General features: G+C 71.9%; 19 protein-coding genes. 5 read left to right on the forward strand and 14 right to left on the reverse strand.

Annotated elements, in window-relative coordinates; all coding sequences use genetic code 11:
* Position 1: 1 nt before the first annotated feature.
* The 6 genes from ACZ303_RS09790 to ACZ303_RS09815 all read right to left on the reverse strand — a co-directional run bounded on the left by ACZ303_RS09790 (position 2) and on the right by ACZ303_RS09815 (position 7,258).
* Positions 2-598, reverse strand: coding sequence for a YceD family protein (locus ACZ303_RS09790; protein ID WP_467336939.1), 597 nt, complete (start codon positions 596-598; stop codon positions 2-4).
* 180 nt (positions 599-778) lie between these two features.
* Positions 779-1,882 (reverse strand): ATP synthase F0 subunit B, encoded by a 1,104-nt coding sequence (locus ACZ303_RS09795; RefSeq protein WP_467337443.1) that lies wholly within the window; start codon positions 1,880-1,882, stop codon positions 779-781.
* A gap of 111 nt (positions 1,883-1,993) precedes the next feature.
* Positions 1,994-2,473: a pantetheine-phosphate adenylyltransferase gene (gene coaD / locus ACZ303_RS09800; protein ID WP_467337445.1), complete on the reverse strand. Its 480-nt coding sequence runs from the start codon at positions 2,471-2,473 to the stop codon at positions 1,994-1,996.
* Between the two features lie 26 nt (positions 2,474-2,499).
* Positions 2,500-3,099, reverse strand: a complete 600-nt coding sequence (gene rsmD, locus ACZ303_RS09805) for a 16S rRNA (guanine(966)-N(2))-methyltransferase RsmD (RefSeq protein ID WP_467336941.1) — start codon at positions 3,097-3,099, stop codon at positions 2,500-2,502.
* A gap of 132 nt (positions 3,100-3,231) precedes the next feature.
* Positions 3,232-5,445 carry an ATP-dependent DNA helicase RecG gene (recG, locus tag ACZ303_RS09810; protein ID WP_467336943.1) on the reverse strand — a complete coding sequence of 738 codons (2,214 nt, stop codon included), beginning with the start codon at positions 5,443-5,445 and terminating at the stop codon, positions 3,232-3,234.
* A 121-nt stretch (positions 5,446-5,566) separates the two neighbouring features.
* Entirely contained in the window at positions 5,567-7,258 is a 1,692-nt protein-coding gene (locus tag ACZ303_RS09815; protein WP_467336945.1) for a DAK2 domain-containing protein, read from the reverse strand.
* Between the two features lie 299 nt (positions 7,259-7,557).
* On the opposite strand from ACZ303_RS09815, the gene rpmB reads away from it, so the two are divergent.
* Entirely contained in the window at positions 7,558-7,743 is a 186-nt protein-coding gene (gene rpmB, locus ACZ303_RS09820) for a 50S ribosomal protein L28 (RefSeq protein ID WP_087926075.1), read from the forward strand.
* 133 nt (positions 7,744-7,876) lie between these two features.
* Here the strand turns inward: rpmB and thiD are convergent, their stop codons facing one another.
* Together thiD and ACZ303_RS09830 are read right to left on the reverse strand one after the other, a co-directional pair.
* Positions 7,877-8,671 (reverse strand): bifunctional hydroxymethylpyrimidine kinase/phosphomethylpyrimidine kinase, encoded by a 795-nt coding sequence (gene thiD / locus ACZ303_RS09825; protein WP_467336948.1) that lies wholly within the window; start codon positions 8,669-8,671, stop codon positions 7,877-7,879.
* Positions 8,672-8,695: 24 nt separating this feature from the next.
* Entirely contained in the window at positions 8,696-9,667 is a 972-nt protein-coding gene (locus tag ACZ303_RS09830; protein ID WP_467336950.1) for a thiamine-phosphate kinase, read from the reverse strand.
* Positions 9,668-9,804: 137 nt separating this feature from the next.
* On the opposite strand from ACZ303_RS09830, the gene ACZ303_RS09835 reads away from it, so the two are divergent.
* Positions 9,805-10,038, forward strand: coding sequence for an Lrp/AsnC family transcriptional regulator (locus tag ACZ303_RS09835; RefSeq protein ID WP_215085099.1), 234 nt, complete (start codon positions 9,805-9,807; stop codon positions 10,036-10,038).
* A 20-nt stretch (positions 10,039-10,058) separates the two neighbouring features.
* On the forward strand, positions 10,059-10,553 hold the full coding sequence (locus ACZ303_RS09840) for a DUF3515 domain-containing protein (RefSeq protein WP_467336953.1): 495 nt from the start codon (positions 10,059-10,061) through the stop codon (positions 10,551-10,553).
* On the opposite strand, the gene ACZ303_RS09845 is transcribed toward ACZ303_RS09840, so the two are convergent.
* Genes ACZ303_RS09845 through ACZ303_RS09855 form a run of 3 tightly spaced genes read right to left on the reverse strand, consistent with a single transcriptional unit; the run spans position 10,550 to position 13,504 of the window.
* The gene (locus ACZ303_RS09845) at positions 10,550-11,698 is read right to left on the reverse strand and encodes a D-alanine--D-alanine ligase family protein (protein ID WP_467336955.1); all 1,149 of its coding nucleotides are present in this window, start codon (positions 11,696-11,698) and stop codon (positions 10,550-10,552) included. The genes ACZ303_RS09840 and ACZ303_RS09845 overlap by 4 nt on opposite strands.
* Before the next feature lie 34 nt (positions 11,699-11,732).
* On the reverse strand, positions 11,733-12,734 hold the full coding sequence (locus ACZ303_RS09850; protein ID WP_467336957.1) for an NAD(P)H-dependent glycerol-3-phosphate dehydrogenase: 1,002 nt from the start codon (positions 12,732-12,734) through the stop codon (positions 11,733-11,735).
* On the reverse strand, positions 12,731-13,504 hold the full coding sequence (locus ACZ303_RS09855; protein ID WP_467336959.1) for a lysophospholipid acyltransferase family protein: 774 nt from the start codon (positions 13,502-13,504) through the stop codon (positions 12,731-12,733). The genes ACZ303_RS09850 and ACZ303_RS09855 overlap by 4 nt, the downstream gene beginning before the upstream one ends.
* A 139-nt stretch (positions 13,505-13,643) precedes the next feature.
* On the opposite strand from ACZ303_RS09855, the gene cofC reads away from it, so the two are divergent.
* Positions 13,644-14,318, forward strand: a complete 675-nt coding sequence (cofC, locus tag ACZ303_RS09860; protein ID WP_467336961.1) for a 2-phospho-L-lactate guanylyltransferase — start codon at positions 13,644-13,646, stop codon at positions 14,316-14,318.
* A 9-nt stretch (positions 14,319-14,327) separates the two neighbouring features.
* Positions 14,328-14,573 (forward strand): hypothetical protein, encoded by a 246-nt coding sequence (locus ACZ303_RS09865; protein ID WP_467336963.1) that lies wholly within the window; start codon positions 14,328-14,330, stop codon positions 14,571-14,573.
* A gap of 147 nt (positions 14,574-14,720) precedes the next feature.
* Here ACZ303_RS09865 and ACZ303_RS09870 read toward each other — a convergent pair whose 3' ends face one another.
* From ACZ303_RS09870 to leuD, 3 genes are all read right to left on the reverse strand, one after another.
* A complete protein-coding gene (locus tag ACZ303_RS09870; RefSeq protein ID WP_467336965.1) occupies positions 14,721-15,437 on the reverse strand; it encodes an HU family DNA-binding protein in 717 nt (238 codons plus the stop codon).
* A 125-nt stretch (positions 15,438-15,562) separates the two neighbouring features.
* The gene (locus tag ACZ303_RS09875; protein ID WP_467336967.1) at positions 15,563-15,808 is read right to left on the reverse strand and encodes an SCO5555 family protein; all 246 of its coding nucleotides are present in this window, start codon (positions 15,806-15,808) and stop codon (positions 15,563-15,565) included.
* Between the two features lie 169 nt (positions 15,809-15,977).
* Complete coding sequence (gene leuD, locus ACZ303_RS09880; protein WP_467336969.1) at positions 15,978-16,571, reverse strand: 3-isopropylmalate dehydratase small subunit; 594 nt, start codon at positions 16,569-16,571, stop codon at positions 15,978-15,980.
* Position 16,572: the final 1 nt, after the last annotated feature.

A 16,572-nucleotide genomic window follows, 5' to 3' on the forward strand; every position in this document is an offset into this window, starting at 1 on the left:
GCTACTTCTCCTGTGAGTCATCCCCGCCGGAGCGGGGTGCGTTGTCCATCTCGCCGTCCTGGTCTGAACCGGCGAGTCCCTGCAGTGCCGCCCAACGGATGTCGACGGACTCATGGTGGTGGTCCGGGTCGTCCGCCAGCCGCGCTCCACACTCGGAGCACAGGCCGGGGCAGTCTTCCTGGCACACCGGCTGCAGCGGCAGTGCGAGCACCACCGCGTCCCGCAGCACGGGTTCGAGGTCGAACATGTCGTCCTCGAGGAAGAGCGTGTCCTCCTCGTCGTCCTCGGCGTCGTCGCCGGTGTCCGCGGGGCGGTTCCGGGCGGCGGCGTCGGGGTAGGAGTACATCTCCTGGAAGTCCGTTTCGAGCTCTCGCTCGAGCGGCTCCAGACACCTTACGCACTCCCCTGTCAGCGGTGCACGGGCGGTGCCTGTGATGAGCACACCTTCCATGACCGACTCCAGACGGAGGTCGAGCTCCACCGTCGCGCCCTCGGCGACCCCGATGACCTCGATACCGAGATCGGCGGGGGCCGGGATGGAGCGGGAGACCCTCTTCAGCGCACCGGGTCGCCGACCCAGCTCACGTGTGTCGAACACGAGAGGGGAACGGTGATCGAGGTGGGCGTTCAGAGCTTCCTGCTTTCTACGCTGCGGTGACGGGCGTTCTCGCGACGCCGAAGCGTCGCGGGCAGCCCTGATCGCGAATGCACACGCGACCGAAGAGCCAGGATACTGGACCGGTCGCCGTACACCCAATCGGCGACCGATGGGCGCCGGTCAGCGCCCCTGCTCGTATCTGCGGAGCTGATCGAGGTCGATCATGCTCGTGTCGAAGAGACTGGTCTCGTCGAGCTGGGGCTGCCGGGAATCAGGGGTCTGGTGAGGCTGGTGGGCCTGCTGTAACTCCTGATGGCGCTGCTCCGGGGCGTAGCCGCTGTTCGAAGCGTAGCCGCCCGTCGCGGCCTGGGCGGGCCAGGCGTAGGGGTCGTGCTGCGCGTAGCCGCCCTGGGCCGCGTACGGGTCCGCCGGGACCTCGTAGGACTGGTAGGCGTACGGGTCCGGCTGATAGCCCGCCGCGGCGTAGTAGTCGGGCTGGGAGGGCTCCGCGGCCATGGCGGGGGCCGGGGGCGCGTCGGCGGGCTCCAGGGGCCCGGCCAGCTCGGCGAGGAAGTCGGCGTCGCTGGTGTGGTGGCCCGACGGCAGGCCGTCCTGCGCGGCCATGTGGGCACCGAGCTCGTCGGCCGGGCGGGCGCCCGTGAGCTTCTGCCGGCCCTTGCCGACGGCCTCCAGGGTCTTGGCCAGGACGGCGGCGACCGCGCCGAGCTTGGCGTCGACATAGGCGTCGGCGCGCTGCCGCTGCGTGCCGGGGTCGGAGCTGGGCTCCGGTACGTCGTCGGGCAGGCCGTCGGGGTCCGTGACGCCGTAGCCGTCGGCTCCGGCGCGGCCGAGCAGCTTCTCGCGGCCGCGGTCGACGGAGCCGAGGGTCTTGGTGAGGACGACCTCGAAGTTGGCGAGCTTGCTGTCGACGTAGTCGTCGGCCTGGTCGCGGATCTCCTCCGCCTCCCGGCGGGCGGCCGCCAGGATGCGATCGGCCTCCTCCTGGGACTGCCGGGCGACCTCGGTGTCGGAGATCAGCGAGCCGCGGTGGGCGCGGGCGGACTCGATGATCCGCTCGGCCTCCTCGCGGGCCTCGGCGACCAGCTGCTCACGGCCGCCGATCAGGTCCCGCGCCTGGGCCAGGGAGCCGGGCAGGGCGGCCCGGACCTCTTCGAGAAGGGCGAGCAGCTCGGCCCGGTTGACGACGCAGGAGGCCGACATGGGCAGGGACCGGGCGCCGGCGACGGTCGAGACGATCTCGTCGAGCTTCTTCTGCACGTCCACCTTGACGCTCGCCACTTCTTCCGACGGATGGGAACGAACGGGGTCGACTGTACGGCCAGCCGCCCCCCGTCCGACACCTGCTGACGCGCTGTCAGCCCACCGGCCGGACCGTCAGCGCTCGCCGAGCCGTTCGGTCAGCGCTTCGAGCACCAGCGGCGGCACCAGGTGGGAGACGTCACCGCCCCAGGCCGCGACCTCCTTGACCAGGCTGGAGGAGAGGAAGCTGTAGGTGGGGTTGGTGGGGACGAACAGGGTCTCCACACCGGAGAGGCCGTTGTTCATCTGGGCCATCTGCAGCTCGTAGTCGAAGTCGCTGACCGCCCGCAGCCCCTTGACGATGGCGGGGATCTCGCGCTGCTTGCAGAAGTCGACGAGCAGGCCGTGGAAGGACTCCACCTGGACATTGCCGTACTCGGCGGTGACCTGGCGGAGCAGGTCTATCCGCTCCTCGACGGTGAACAGGCCCTGCTTCGACTGATTGATCATCACCGCGACGTGCACGACGTCGTACAGCCTGGAGGCGCGGGCGATGATGTCGAGGTGTCCATTGGTGACGGGGTCGAACGACCCCGGACAGACGGCGCGGCGCAACGGTGGTTCCTCGCTCTCCGGTCCATTCATGACGCGCATGGCGTTGTCTCCGCTGTGCACGTCGAGGCGGCGCGACCGTACCAAAGCGTCCCCTCGCCGTAGCGACGGGCCCTCAGCGGTTCGAACCCGTCCGGCCAGGGGAATTCCCCTCCCCTGGTGCTGCGCTCCACGGTGACGAGCGCTTCGTCGGCAAGCCAGCCCTGGGTGCGGAGTGTGAGGAGGATCTCGCACAGCGCTTCGTCGGTCACCACATAGGGCGGGTCGAGGAAGATCACGTCGTACGGGTCGGTGGGCGCCGGCCCCGCGAGGACGTGCTCGGCCTTGCCGGCTCGGACCTCGGCGCCCGGCAGGCCCACCGCGCGGACGTTGTCGCGGATGACGCGGACCGCGCGGGCGTCGGCCTCGACCAGCAGGACGTGTGCGGCGCCGCGCGAGAGCGCCTCCAGGCCGACCGCGCCGGAGCCGGCGTACGGATCGAGCACGCGCGCGCCCGCGAGGGGGCCGTACAGCGACTCCCAGGTCGAGAACAGGCCCTCGCGCGCCCGGTCGGAGGTCGGGCGGGTGCCGGTGCCGGGTGGCACAGCCAGGCGGCGTCCGCCGGCGGTGCCGGCGATCACGCGGGTCATCGGTCCTCAGAGCCCTTCGCGGTGGGTGGACGGGGCGACGGCCCGCTCCGGGCGGCCGCCATCCCATCAGCCTAGGGCGTCGGTACCGACTCGGCCTCGCGCGGTGCCGTGCGGCCCGCGCCCGGAGCCGCCTCAGCCCTTTTCCAGATACTGCTCCCGGTCCTTGTCCAGCAGGGCGTCCAGGGCGGTGCGCAGCGCGGGCAGCCGCTCCAGCTCCGGGTCGGCGGCGACGACCGCGGCGGCCTCCTCGCGGGCGGCGGCGATGACCTCCTCGTCGTCGATGACGGTGAGCATCCGCAGGGACGACCGGACGCCGGACTGGGCCTGGCCGAGCACGTCGCCCTCGCGGCGCTGCTCCAGGTCGATCCGGGAGAGCTCGAAGCCGTCCAGGGTGGCGGCGACCGCGGTCAGCCGGGAGCGGGCCGGGCTGCCCTCCGGCATCTCGCTGACCAGCAGGCACAGGCCGGGCGCGGAGCCGCGGCCGACGCGGCCGCGCAGCTGGTGCAGCTGGGACACCCCGAACCGGTCCGCGTCCATGATCACCATGACGGTGGCGTTGGGGACGTTCACCCCCACCTCGATGACGGTGGTGGCCACCAGCACGTCCACCTCGCCGGCGGCGAAGCGGCGCATGACGTCGTCCTTGGCGTCGGGCTGCATCCGCCCGTGCAGCACCTCCACGCGCAGGCCGCGCAGCGGTCCCCGGGTGAGCTGCGCGGCGATGTCGACGACGGCGAGCGGCGGGCGCTTCTCGGCCAGGTCCTCGGCGGACGGCTCGTCCTCGGCGGTCTTCTTCCGCGCGCCCTTGGGCGCCTCCTCCTCGTCGCCGATGCGCGGGCACACCACGTACGCCTGGTGGCCGCCCTCGACCTCCTCGCGCACCCGCTCCCAGGTGCGGGCCAGGAAGTGCGGCTTGTCCTTGGCGGGCACCACGTGGGTGGCGATGGGCGAGCGGCCGGCCGGGAGCTGGTCCAGGACGGAGGTCTCCAGGTCGCCGAAGACGGTCATGGCGACGGTGCGCGGGATCGGCGTGGCGGTCATCACGAGCAGGTGCGGCGGTTGCTTGCCCTTGGAGCGCAGGGCGTCGCGCTGCTCGACGCCGAAGCGGTGCTGCTCGTCCACGACGACCAGGCCGAGGTCGTGGAACTGCACCTTGTCCTCGATCAGGGCGTGGGTGCCGATGACGATGCCGGCCTCGCCGGTGACGAGGTCGAGCAGGGCGTGGCGGCGGGCGACCGCGCCCATGGAGCCGGTGAGCAGCACGACCTTGGTGCCCTGGTCGGCACCGCCGAGCATCCCGCCCTCGGCGAGCTCGCCCATCATCTCGGTGATGGACCGGTGGTGCTGCTGGGCGAGGACCTCGGTGGGCGCGAGCATCGCGGCCTGCCCGCCGGCGTCCACGACGCCGAGCATGGCGCGCAGGGCGACCATCGTCTTGCCCGAGCCGACCTCTCCCTGGAGGAGGCGGTGCATGGGGTGTTCGGTGGCCAGGTCGTCGAAGATCTCCGCGGAGACCTTGCGCTGGCCCTCGGTGAGGGTGAAGGGCAGCTTCGCGTCGAAGGCGTCGAGCAGGCCACCGGCGAGGGGTTTGCGGGCCACCGCCGGCAGTTGGCCGTCCGCGTGGCGGCGGCGGGCGAGGGCGACCTGGAGGACGAACGCCTCGTCCCACTTCAGGCGGGACCGGGCGTCCTCGATGTCGGCCTTCGAGCCGGGGCGGTGGACCTTGCGGAAGGCGTCGGCGAGCTCGGTCAGGCCGCGGTCCTCGCGCAGCGCCGGGGGCAGGGGGTCGACGATGCCCTGCCACCGCTCGGCCTCGAAGAGGTCCAGCAGGGTGTCGATGGCCTTGGTGAGCTTCCAGGACTGGAACTGCTTGCAGGCCGGATAGATCGGCAGCAGCCGCCCGGCGAAGGACTCGGCGGCCTCGGCTCCGCTCTCCTTGTCGAGGAGTTCGTAGTCGGGGTGCAGGAGCTGCCGGGTCCGGTTGAAGAGGGAGACCTTGCCGGCGAACATGCCGCGGCGGCCGGGCAGCAGCTCCTTCTCCCGCGCGTAGGCGCCCCGGCCGAAGAAGACGAGGGTCAGGGAGCCGCTGCCGTCGGTGACGACGACCTCCAGGCGGACGCCCTTGCCGTGGTTGAAGGTCTTCATGGCGGCCTTGGCGACCTGCGCGACGACCGTGACGTGCTCGTCGAGCGGCAGGTCGGCGAGGCGGGTCAGCTCCCCGCGCTCGGCGTAGCGGCGTGGGTAGTGGTGCAGCAGGTCACCGACCGTGTGCAGGTCGAGGTTCTCGGCCATCACCTTCGCGGTGTTGCCGCCGAGGATCTTCTTCAGGGGTTCATCGAGCTGCACGGTGTCTCCAGGGCCGACGCCATGGGTTTTCGGTCGGGGGTCCGGGGGTGGTTCCCCGGGAAGCTGCGGTGTGGAGCGCGGACACGTGGTCCATTGCACACCATGGGTGTGACAGGCGGTCCTATTCGATACCGATGAGCAAGGGTGCCGACTGCTGCCCGCCGTGGTAGACCACCGTGTCCACGGCGAGGTGGCCGCCGCGTACGTGCCGCTCCAGGCGGTCGGCGACCGTGTCGGGGACGTCCGCGCCGAGGACGAGGGTGACCATTTCGCCGCCCGCGGCCAGCATCCGGTCGAGGACGGTCTCGGCGGTGGCGGCGAGCTCCGAGCCGATGACGGCGACGTCGCCGTCGATCAGGCCGAGGACGTCCCCGGCCTGGCAGACGCCGGCCATGGTCCAGGACTGCCGTTCGGCGACGGCGAGCTCGGCGTAGCGGGTGGCGCCGGCGGCGGAGGACATGGCGACGACGTCCTCGTCGAAGCGGCGGCCCGGCTCGTGGACGGCGAGGGCGGCGATGCCCTGGACGGCGGAGCGGGTGGGGATGAGGGCGACGCGTACGCCTTCGAGGCGGGCCTGTTCGGCCGCGGCGGCCGCGGTGTGGCGCAGCTCGGGGTCGTTGGGCAGCAGCACGACTTCGCGCGCGTGGGCGCGCCGGATCGCCTCGACGAGCTCGCCGCTGGCGGGCGGTTCGCCCGGCCGGGTCGCCACGACGGTGGCCCCGGCCTCCGCGCAGAGGCCGGCCAGTCCCTCGCCGGGGACGACGGCGACGACGGCGCGCTGCACGGGTTCGCGGGTGCGGGCGGTCCGGGTGGTGTCGCAGGAGCCGAAGTGGGTGATGCGGACGCGGTACGGGCGGCCGGCCTCGATGCCGGCCTCGACGGCCGCTCCGGCGTCGTCGACGTGGACGTGGACGTTCCACAGGCCGTCGCCGCCGACGACGACGAGGGAGTCGCCGAGGGCGTCCAGGCGGGTGCGCAGCCGGGCGACGGCGTCGTCGCCGGCCTCCAGGAGGTAGATCACCTCGAAGGCGGGTCCCCCGGCGGCGGGGTGGTCGGCGGGGCGGGTGTCGGTCTCCTCCGTGCGCTCCGGACGCGGCCACGCGCGCGTGCCGCGTTGCGGGGGTCCGGGGCGGCCGGTGGCGGTCTCTCCGGAGAGGGTGCGGGCGAGGGCGCCGAGCACCTCGACGAGGCCGAGGCCGCCCGCGTCGACGACGCCGGCCCTGCCGAGGACGTCGAGCTGGGCGGGGGTCACGGCGAGGGCGGTGCGGGCGGCCTCGTCGGCGGCGCGGGCCACGGCGGCGGTGTCGCCCACGGCCGTGGCGGCCGCGACGGCGGCGGCGGCCGCGACGGTCAGCACGGTGCCCTCGACGGGGCGGGCGACGCCCTCGTACGCGGACTCCACGGCCCGGCGCAGGGCCCTGCGGAGCAGTTCGGCGTCGTCAGGGCGGTCGCCGGTGGCGGTGGCGGTGGCGGTGGCGGCCAGGATCTCGGCCATGCCGCGCAGGAGCTGCGCCAGGATGGTGCCGGAATTGCCGCGCGCGCCTATGAGGGCGCCGTGGGCCATGGCCCGTACGGCGTCGGGGAGGCTCGGCAAAGGCGCCGGGGAGGCGAGCCCGGCGGTGGCGTGGCCCGCGAAGACCGCTTCGACGGCCTGGGTGGCGGATTCGACGGTCAGGTAGAGGTTGGTGCCGGTGTCGCCGTCGGCGACGGGATAGACGTTGATCGCGTCGATCTCCTCGCGGGCTCTGCCGAGCGCGTCGAGGGCGAGGGCACACCAGGTACGTACCGCTGCGGCGTCCAGCAAGTGCGGCACCTGTGTCCTCCTCGGACCCCTCGGGGGCTGTGTGGCAGTGATCGGCAGCGTAGTCGCGGAGGGGGCGGGAGGCCGGTGGGGGCCGGGGATCGGGCGACGGCCGGGCCGGGCGCCGGGCAGCCATGGTAGTTTCGTTGTCCTGGAGCAGTCGTTGTATGCTGCTCCGGTTGCCCGATGAAAATCGGGCCATACCCCCCTGATACTGCCGGTCACTCTCTGGAGATCTCGGCACGCAGGGATTCACCGTACGTGCCTGTTGTCCTCGCGTGAGCGAGGGTGACCCGTCTTTGGAGTAACCCGTGGCTGCCAACTGCGACGTCTGCGGCAAGGGGCCGGGCTTCGGCAACGCTATTTCGCACTCGCACCGCCGTACCCCCCGTCGTTGGAACCCCAACATCCAGCGGGTGCGCGCAGTGATCGGGCGCACGCCGAAGCGGATCAACGCCTGCACCTCTTGCATCAAGGCCGGCAAGGTCTCGCGCTAGCGAGTGGTTCTCCCCGCGCAAGCGGGGGTGAGTCGGCTCGCTGTGACGGTCACGTCATGGCGCAGCCCCCTCCGGTTGCCGTGAAAGCCGGTCCACCTCTCGGTGGGCCGGCTTTTCGCATGCCCCGCGCGGCTCAGGGGTTCCGAATCCTCCAGCCGTGGTCGACGGGGCCTATGCCCGTGCCCAGCGCGAAGCCCGCGGCGATGGCGCCGGTGACGTAGTCCTTGGCGGCGGTCACCGCCTCGGGCACCGTCCGCCCCTTCGCCAGCTCGGCGGCGACGGCGCTGGCGAGGGTGCAGCCCGTGCCGTGGGTGTGGCGGTTGTCGTGGCGCGGGGCCCGCAGCCAGTGCTCCTCGGTGCCGTCCGTGAGCAGGTCCACGGCGTCCCCTTCGAGGTGACCGCCCTTGATCAGCGCCCAGCGGGGCCCGTGGGCGAGCACCGCGTCGGCGGCCCGCCGCAGGTCGGCCTCGCTCCTGACGCGTACGCCCGTGAGCCAGGCGACCTCGTCGAGGTTGGGGGTGGCGACGGTCGCGGCCGGCAGCAGCTTCGTGCGGACCGCGTCGAGCGCGGAGGCGGCGAGCAGCGCGTCGCCGTGCTTGGAGATGCCCACGGGGTCGACGACCACGGGGGCGCCCACGTCCGCCAGCAGCGCGGCGACGGTCTCCACCAACTCGGCCGAGGCGAGCATGCCGGTCTTGACGGCCTGGACGCCGATGTCGTCGACGACGCTGCGGAACTGGGCCCGTACGGCCTCGGCCGGCAGTGGCCAGGCGCCCTGCACGCCGCGCGAGTTCTGGGCGGTGACGGCGGTGAGCACGCTCATGCCGTGGACGCCGAGCGCGAGCATGGTCTTCAGGTCGGCCTGGATGCCCGCACCGCCGCCGGAATCGGATCCGGCGACGGTCAGGACGCGTGGAGGTATCGGCATGCGGCCGAATCTACTCGCCGCGTGCTACTCCTCGGGCTCCGCGTCCCCGAAGTGGTCCCAGCCGCCGGCCTTGTCCCAGGGGGCGCCGTCGACGGTCACCTGGGGCAGGGCGGAGGGGTTGACGACCTCGCCGATGACCTTCCAGCGGGCCGGGAGCTTCACGTCCGGCGGGAAGGTGGCCACGATCGCGTGGTCCTCTCCCCCGGTCAGCACCCACTGGAGCGGGTCGACGCCGACGGCCTGGCCGATGTCGGACATCTGCGTCGGGACGTCGATCGCGGCCGTCCGCAGGTCGATGCGGACCTTGCTGGCCTCGGCGATGTGCCCGAGGTCGGCGATGAGGCCGTCGCTGATGTCGGTCATCGCGGTGGCGCCGAGCCCGGCGGCCGCGGGGCCGGCGTGGTAGGGCGGCTCGGGGCGCCGGTGGGCCTCGACGAAGGCGCGCGGGGAGCGGAAGCCGCGGGCGAGCACGGCGTGCCCGGCGGCGGACCAGCCCAGCCAGCCCGTGACCGCGACCACGTCGCCGGGCTGGGCGCCGGAGCGGGTGACGGGCTCGTGGTTGCGCAGGTCGCCCAGCGCCGTGATGGCCACGGTGATGGTGTCGCCGCGGACCACGTCGCCGCCGACCACGGCCGCGCCGGCGACCTGGCACTCGTCGCGGATGCCGTCCATCAGCTCGGTCGGCCAGGTGACGGGGAGTTCGGCGGGCACGACGAGGCCGAGCAGGATCGCCGTGGGCACCGCGCCCATGGCGGCGATGTCGGCGAGGTTCTGCGCGGCGGCCTTGCGGCCGACGTCGTACGCGGTGGACCAGTCGCGACGGAAGTGCCGCCCTTCCAGGAGCACGTCCGTACTGGCCACGACCCTCCGGTCGGGCGCAGCGACCACCGCGGCGTCGTCACCCGGCCCGAGCCGGACCGCAGGGGTGGTGGTGAGCCGGGAAGTAAGCTCTCTGATGAGCCCGAACTCCCCCAACTCGCCCACGGTGCCTTTCACTGAGCTCCTCCTAGGAGTATCGGTTGTGACATGCGCCGCGCCGCGCAGGCAGCGCGGGTCTCCCCGCGCCGTACGGCGACGCGGTACCGTGGCGTCTCTTCTCCCCACATGATCCTCGAAGCCGCCCTGGAGGTTCCGTGGTACAGGCGTACATCCTGATCCAGACCGAGGTCGGCAAGGCGTCGACCGTCGCGGAAGTCATCTCGAAGATCCCCGGTGTGCTCCAGGCCGAGGACGTGACCGGTCCGTACGACGTGATCGTCCGCGCCCAGGCCGACACCGTGGACGAACTCGGCCGCATGGTGGTCGCCAAGGTCCAGCAGGTGGACGGCATCACCCGCACACTGACCTGTCCGGTCGTCCATCTGTAGGTCCCCCGTATGCTCGGCCGGTGAAGTCTTCGCTCCGCCGGTCGCTCGGCCTGCCCGTTGTCGTCGCGCTCTTCGCCGCTGTCGGCTGCTCTTCGAGCGACGACACGGCAGGCCCCGCGGTTCCCTCGCCGTCCGGACAGCAGGCCGCCAACTGCCGGGCGCTGCACAAGGAGCTGCCGGAGGTGGTGGGCGGGCTGAAGCGCCGTGCCACCGATCCCGCCTCGGACTTCACCGCGGCCTGGGGCGACGGCCCGTCGATCACCCTGAGCTGCGGGGTGGACAAGCCCGAGCTCCTCAAGCGCCACCCCGACGCCGACTCCATGGAGATCGAGGGGGTGAAGTGGATGCCCGAGAAGCAGTCCGACGGCTCCATCCGCTGCACCACGGTGCAGCGCGAGGCGTGGGTGCGGGTGACGCTGCCGAAGAAGACGGTGGGCGACGCCGGTGACATGAGCGCGCTCACTGATGTCACCGGCGCCGTCCGGAAGACGATCCCCTTCGGGATCATCGACTAGCGCAGCCCCGTCGACCGTCGCAGCGCGGCCTGGATCAGCCGGTCCACCAGCTCCGGGTAGCCGACACCGCTCTCCTGCCACATGCGCGGGTACATGGAGATCGGCGTGAAGCCGGGCATGGTGTTGATCTCGTTGATCACGAACTCGCCGTCCTCGGTGAGGAAGAAGTCCGCGCGGACCAGGCCCTCGCAGGAGACGGCGTCGAAGGCGCGTACCGCCAGCTCCTGGATGCGGCGGGTCTCGTCCTCGGTCAGCGGGGCGGGCACGATGCCGGCGGCCGAGTCGATGTACTTCGCCTCGAAGTCGTAGAAGTCGTGGGCGGTGACCGGGGGGATCTCGGCGGGGACGCTCGCGCGCGGCCCGTCCTCGAACTCCAGGACGCCGCACTCGATCTCCCGGCCGCGCAGCAGCGACTCGACGATGATCTTCGGGTCGTGGCGCTGGGCCTCGGCGACGGCCTCGTCCAGGCCGGAGAGGTCGTCGACCTTGGTGATGCCCATGGAGGAGCCGCCGCGGGCGGGCTTGATGAAGAGGGGCCAGCCGTGCTCGCCGGCGAAGTCCACGATCTTCTTGCGGGCGGCGGCCGGGTCGGCCTGCCACTCGCGGGGGCGGATCACCTCGTAGGGTCCGACCGGCAGGCCGTAGGAGATGAAGACGCGCTTCATGTACTCCTTGTCCTGGCCGACGGCCGAGGCGAGGACACCGGCGCCGACGTAGGGGACGCCGGAGAGCTCCAGCATGCCCTGGAGGGTGCCGTCCTCGCCGTACGGGCCGTGCAGCATCGGGAAGACGACGTCGACCTCGCCCAGCGCCTTGGGTACGGCGCCCGGCTCGGTGTAGACGATCTCGCGGACGGTGGGGTCGACCGGGAGGACCACGGTGCCGTCGGGCGACTGCGCGAGCTGCTCGACGTTCGGCAGCGCGCGGTCGGCGATGGCCATCCGCTCGGGGTCGTCGGCGGTGAGCGCCCAACGACCGTCGGTGGTAATGCCGATCGGCAGCACGTCGTACTTCGTGCGGTCGATGGCGGTCAGCACGGCGCCCGCGGTGACGACGGAGATCGCGTGTTCGGAACTGCGGCCGCCGAACACGACCGCGACGCGCGGCTTCCGGTCAGGGCTCTGGGTGGAGGTCTCGCTGCTCATATCGCGTCGAGAGTACCTGGTGGCAGGAGGTGCGTCAGTGCCGCTCGGGCTTGGCGCTGCGCGACATGAGCTCCTTGAGGGCCACCAGCGGCGGCTTGCCCTCATGGACGATCTCCACGACGGTCTCGGTGATCGGCATGTCGACATCGTGGCGGCGGGCCAGATCCAGCACGGACTCACAGGACTTGACGCCCTCCGCGGTCTGCTTGGTGACCGCGATGGTCTCGGCAAGGGTCATGCCGCGACCGAGGTTGGTGCCGAAGGTGTGGTTGCGGGAGAGCGGCGAGGAGCAGGTGGCCACGAGGTCGCCCATGCCGGCGAGGCCGGCGAAGGTGTGCGCGTCGGCGCCCATCGCGAGGCCCAGCCGGGTCGTCTCGGCCAGTCCGCGGGTGATGAGGGACGCCTTGGCGTTGTCGCCCAGGCCCATGCCGTCGGCGATGCCGACGGCGAGCGCGATGACGTTCTTGACGGCGCCGCCCAGTTCGCAGCCGACGACGTCGGTGTTGGTGTACGGGCGGAAGTAGGGGGTGTGGCAGGCGGCCTGGAGGCGCTTGGCCACGGACTCGTCGCGGCAGGCGACGACGGCGGCGGCGGGCTGCCGGTCGGCGATCTCCTTGGCGAGGTTGGGGCCGGTCAGGACGGCGACGCGGTCCGCGGAGACCTTGGCCACCTCCTCGACGACCTCGCTCATCCGCTTGGCGGTGCCCAGCTCGACGCCCTTCATCAGGGAGACGAGGACCGTGTCGGCGGCCAGCAGCGGCGCCCACTCCGTGAGGTTGCCGCGCAGGGTCTGGGAGGGGATGGCGAGGACGGTGAACGCCGCGCCGTCCGCCGCCTCGGCGGGGTCGGTGGTGGCCCGTACGCCGGACGGGAGCTCGATGCCCGGCAGATAGTCGGGGTTGACGCGGGTGGTGTTGATGGCGTCCACGAGGGCGGCCCTGCGGCCCCACATGGTCACCTCGCAGCCGGCGTCGGCGAGGATCATCGCGAAGGCGGTACCCCAGGAACCGGTGCCGTAGACGGCGCAGCGCGTCACTTGATGTCTCCCTCGGCCTGCCGGGTCCCGTGGTCCTGCCGGGCCCGGCGGGCCTCGGCGAGTGCCTTCTTGTGGTTGTAGGGCTCGGCGGGGGCGGGCTCGCCGCGGAGTTCGGCCAGCAGCGCGGTGATGGCGGCCATGATGTCGTCGGTGGCGGCGCGCAGCACCTCGACCGTCGGCTCTTTGCCGTAGTAGGCGCTCAGGTCGACGGGCGGGCCCGCCAGCACCTTCAGCGTCTTGCGGGGGAAGAGCCGGAGCTTGTTCTCCTTGGCGTACGGCGGCATGGCCTCGTTGGCGCCCCACTGGGCGACCGGGATGACGGGCGCCTTGGTGAGCAGTGCGACACGGGCGGCGCCGGTCTTGCCCTCCATGGGCCACATGTCCGGGTCGCGGGTGAGGGTGCCCTCGGGGTAGAAGGCCACGCACTCGCCCCTGTTGATGGCGTCGACGGCGGACCGGAAGGCCGTGGCGGCGTCGGCGGACTCGCGGTAGACGGGGATCTGGCCCGTGCCGTGCAGCATCGTGCCGATGAAACCGGTCTTGAACAGGGCGGCCTTGGCCAGGAAGCGGGGGACGCGCCCGGTGTTGTACTGGAAGTGGGCGTACGACAGCGGGTCGAGATAGGAGTTGTGGTTGACCGCGGTGATAAATCCGCCGTCGGCCGGAATGTGCTCCATTCCCCGCCAGTCCCGCTTGAACAGAACCACGAGCGGCGGTTTTGCCAACACCGCCGTAAAGCGGTACCAGAAGCCGATTCTGTGGCGGGACACTCGGACACCCTTCTCTTGGGACCTGGGGGCTGTATGAACCCGGGGGCCGCACAAGTGTCGCCCCAGGTACCCGGTCTGTCGAGAACACCGTAACCCCGCCCTCCCCGGGCGGCTGCGGCAGCGGGTGACAATGGTGCCCATGCGAAGTGAGGGGGCGGATGTGGTCTGGACCCTGGTGGTGCCGCTGAAGCCGCTGGCCGTGGCCAAGAGCAGGCTCGGCGGCGGGGCGGGGCGGGCCCCGCGGCCCGCGCTCGCACTGGCCTTCGCCCTGGACACGGTGGCTGCGGCGCTGACCTGCCGGGCCGTGCGGGATGTGGTGGTCGTCACGGACGACCCGGTGGCCGGGGCGGCGCTCGGGGCGCTCGGGGCCCGGGTGCTGTCCGAGCCGGCGGGGCCCGGCGGGCTGAACGGCGCGCTGGCGCACGGCGCGCGGACCGTACGGGAGAACGCGCCGCGTTCGGCGGTGGCGACGCTCAACGCGGACCTGCCCGCCTTGCGCCCGGCGGAACTCGGGCGGGTGCTCGATTCGGCCGTCGAATTCCCGCGCGCATTTCTCGCGGACGCGGCGGGAATCGGTACGACGTTGCTGGCGGCGGCGCCCGGAACGGAATTGGCTCCGGCGTTCGAGGGCCGTTCCCGCGCCCGTCACCGCGCGTCGGGCGCCCGTGAGATCGAGCTGGTGGGGGTGGATTCCGTGCGCCAGGACGTGGACACGGAAGAGGATTTGCGGGCCGCTCTGGCGCTCGGCGTGGGGCCGCGGACGGCCGCCGCCGCCGACGGGCCTCCGATCCCCCGGCCGGTACGGGCCGACTAGGCTGGTGGCATGCAGGCCACCGCGTACACCTACGACCCCCAGACCCGCTCCGGGAGCGTCCTCCTCGACGACGGCACCCCGGTGCCCTTCGACGCGGCGGCCTTCGACGCGGGCGGTCTGCGGCTGCTGCGGCCGGGCCAGCGGGTCCGCATCGTCCTCGAGGACGCGGCGGCGGGGAACTCCGGCGGCGCGACGGGGTCCCAGGGTGGCCCCGAGGGCCGCCGGGTGACGCTGGTGACGCTCCAGACCTTCTGAGAGACCTTCCCGGGCGCCTCCGACCGGGCGCCTCCGACCGGGCTCCGCCGTCCCCTCGGGACGGCTTCGGGACGTCCTGCCCGGAACGCACCGCGGGCCGGGCTCCCCGAGGGGAGCCCGGCCCGGCGCGTGACGCCGTCCGCTGCCTTACTTCTTGGCGGCGGCCTTCTTGGCGGTGGTCTTGCGCGCGGTGGTCTTGCGCGCCGGAGCCTTGGTCGCCGTGGCCTTCTTGGCGGGTGCCGTCTTCTTGGCGGCGGCCTTCTTGGCCGTGGCCGTGGTCTTCTTCGCCGGCGCGGCCTTCTTGGCGGCGGCCTTGGTGGCGGTGGCCGTCGCCTTCTTGGCCGTGGTCTTCTTCGCCGGCGCGGCCTTCTTCGCGGTGGCCTTCTTGGCCGCCGCCGTGGTGGTGGTCTTCTTGGCCGCGGTCTTCGCCGTGGTCTTCTTGGCGGCGGTGGCCGTGGTGGCGGCCTTCTTCGCCGTCGCCTTCTTGGCGGTGGCCTTCTTGGCCGCGGCCTTGGCGGTGGTCTTGACCCCACCCGTCAGGCTGCCCTTGGGCGCCTTCTTGACCGCGACGTCGTTCTTCGGCAGCTTCTTCGAGCCGCTCACCAGGTCCTTGAAGCCCTGGCCCGCGCGGAAGCGGGGCACCGAGGTCTTCTTGACCCGGACCCGCTCACCCGTCTGCGGGTTGCGGGCGTAACGGGCCGGACGGTCGACCTTCTCGAAAGAGCCGAAGCCGGTGACCGAGACCCGGTCGCCCGCGACGACCGCGCGGACGATCGCGTCGAGCACCGCGTCGACGGCGTCTGCGGCCTGCTGACGGCCGCCGAGCTTGTCGGCAATCGCTTCAACGAGCTGCGCCTTGTTCACGTCTTCCCCTTCGGAGACATTGCTGGAACGAATGCGTTCCAGCCTTTTCGCACGTTAGGCAGATATATACCGCAAATCAAACACGAAACGGTCTAATCACCCTTGTGCCGCAACGAACTCGACCATCACGGAGTTCCGTCACGGTCGGGCTCTTCGGGGAAACGGCCCTCGTCGAGGTCGTTCATCAGCCGGTCCAGACGCCTTGCCGCGCCTGAGAGATCGTGCTTTGCCGCAGCCGTGATGGCCAGCAGCTTCCGGGACAGCGCCATCCGTACGCCCTCCGGGACTTGCAGTGCGCGCACCCTTGTGTGCGCTTCCTTGAGTCGGTCGGCGACGAGCCGGTAAAGCTCGAGTTGGCTGTCGCGTTCCATGCACCGATTGTGCCATCTGAGGCGAGTTGTCGCTTCACAGGGCCTCAACAGAGCGATGCGCCCCCTGTCCGAAGACAGGGGGCGCATCATGCCAAACCTTGGGTGAGCAGCGAAAATCCGGGTCCCCGTCCGGTTCGTCGGACTGGGCCGTACGGGCTCGAAATTCGTGTCAGATCCGGGCCGTGGAGGGCTTGAACGAGGGCCTGCGAGCCTCGTAGGCGGTGATGTCGGCCTCGTGCCGCAGGGTCAGACCGATGTCGTCCAGCCCCTCCAGGAGACGCCACCGGGCGTTCTCGTCAAGATGGAAATCAGCCGTGATGCCCTCGGCGCGCACCTGGCGCGCCACGAGGTCGACGGTCACCTCGGCGGACGGGTCGGACTCGGTCAGCTCCCAGAGGGCGTCGACGGTCTCCTGGGGGAGGACGACGGTCAGCAGACCGTTCTTGAGCGAGTTGCCGCGGAAGATGTCGGCGAAGCGGGCGGAGACGACGGCCTTGAAGCCGTAGTTCTGCAGCGCCCAGACCGCGTGCTCGCGGGAGGAGCCGGTGCCGAAGTCCGGGCCGGCGACCAGGACGGAGGCGCCCCGGCGCTCGGGACGGTTGAGCACGAACTCCGGGTCCTTGCGCCACGCCTCGAAGAGCCCGTCCTCGAAGCCGTCGCGGGTGACCTTCTTGAGCCAGTGCGCGGGGATGATCTGGTCCGTGTCGACATTGCTCCGGCGCAGCGGTACGGCCCGGCCGGTGTGCGTGGTGAATGCTTCCATG

Source organism: Streptomyces sp. NPDC023527, from assembly GCF_055560115.1.

What these genes read in the sequence shown, in the direction of transcription:
- rsmD (WP_467336941.1), bottom strand. Translation starts at nt 3,099, where the DNA reads ATGACCCGCGTGATCGCCGGCACCGCCGGCGGACGCCGCCTGGCTGTG.
- thiD (WP_467336948.1), bottom strand. Translation starts at nt 8,671, where the DNA reads ATGCCGATACCTCCACGCGTCCTGACCGTCGCCGGATCCGATTCCGGC.
- ACZ303_RS09875 (WP_467336967.1), bottom strand. Translation starts at nt 15,808, where the DNA reads ATGGAACGCGACAGCCAACTCGAGCTTTACCGGCTCGTCGCCGACCGA.
- ACZ303_RS09845 (WP_467336955.1), bottom strand. Translation starts at nt 11,698, where the DNA reads ATGAGCAGCGAGACCTCCACCCAGAGCCCTGACCGGAAGCCGCGCGTC.
- cofC (WP_467336961.1), top strand. Translation starts at nt 13,644, where the DNA reads ATGCGAAGTGAGGGGGCGGATGTGGTCTGGACCCTGGTGGTGCCGCTG.
- leuD (WP_467336969.1), bottom strand. Translation starts at nt 16,571, where the DNA reads ATGGAAGCATTCACCACGCACACCGGCCGGGCCGTACCGCTGCGCCGG.
- ACZ303_RS09865 (WP_467336963.1), top strand. Translation starts at nt 14,328, where the DNA reads ATGCAGGCCACCGCGTACACCTACGACCCCCAGACCCGCTCCGGGAGC.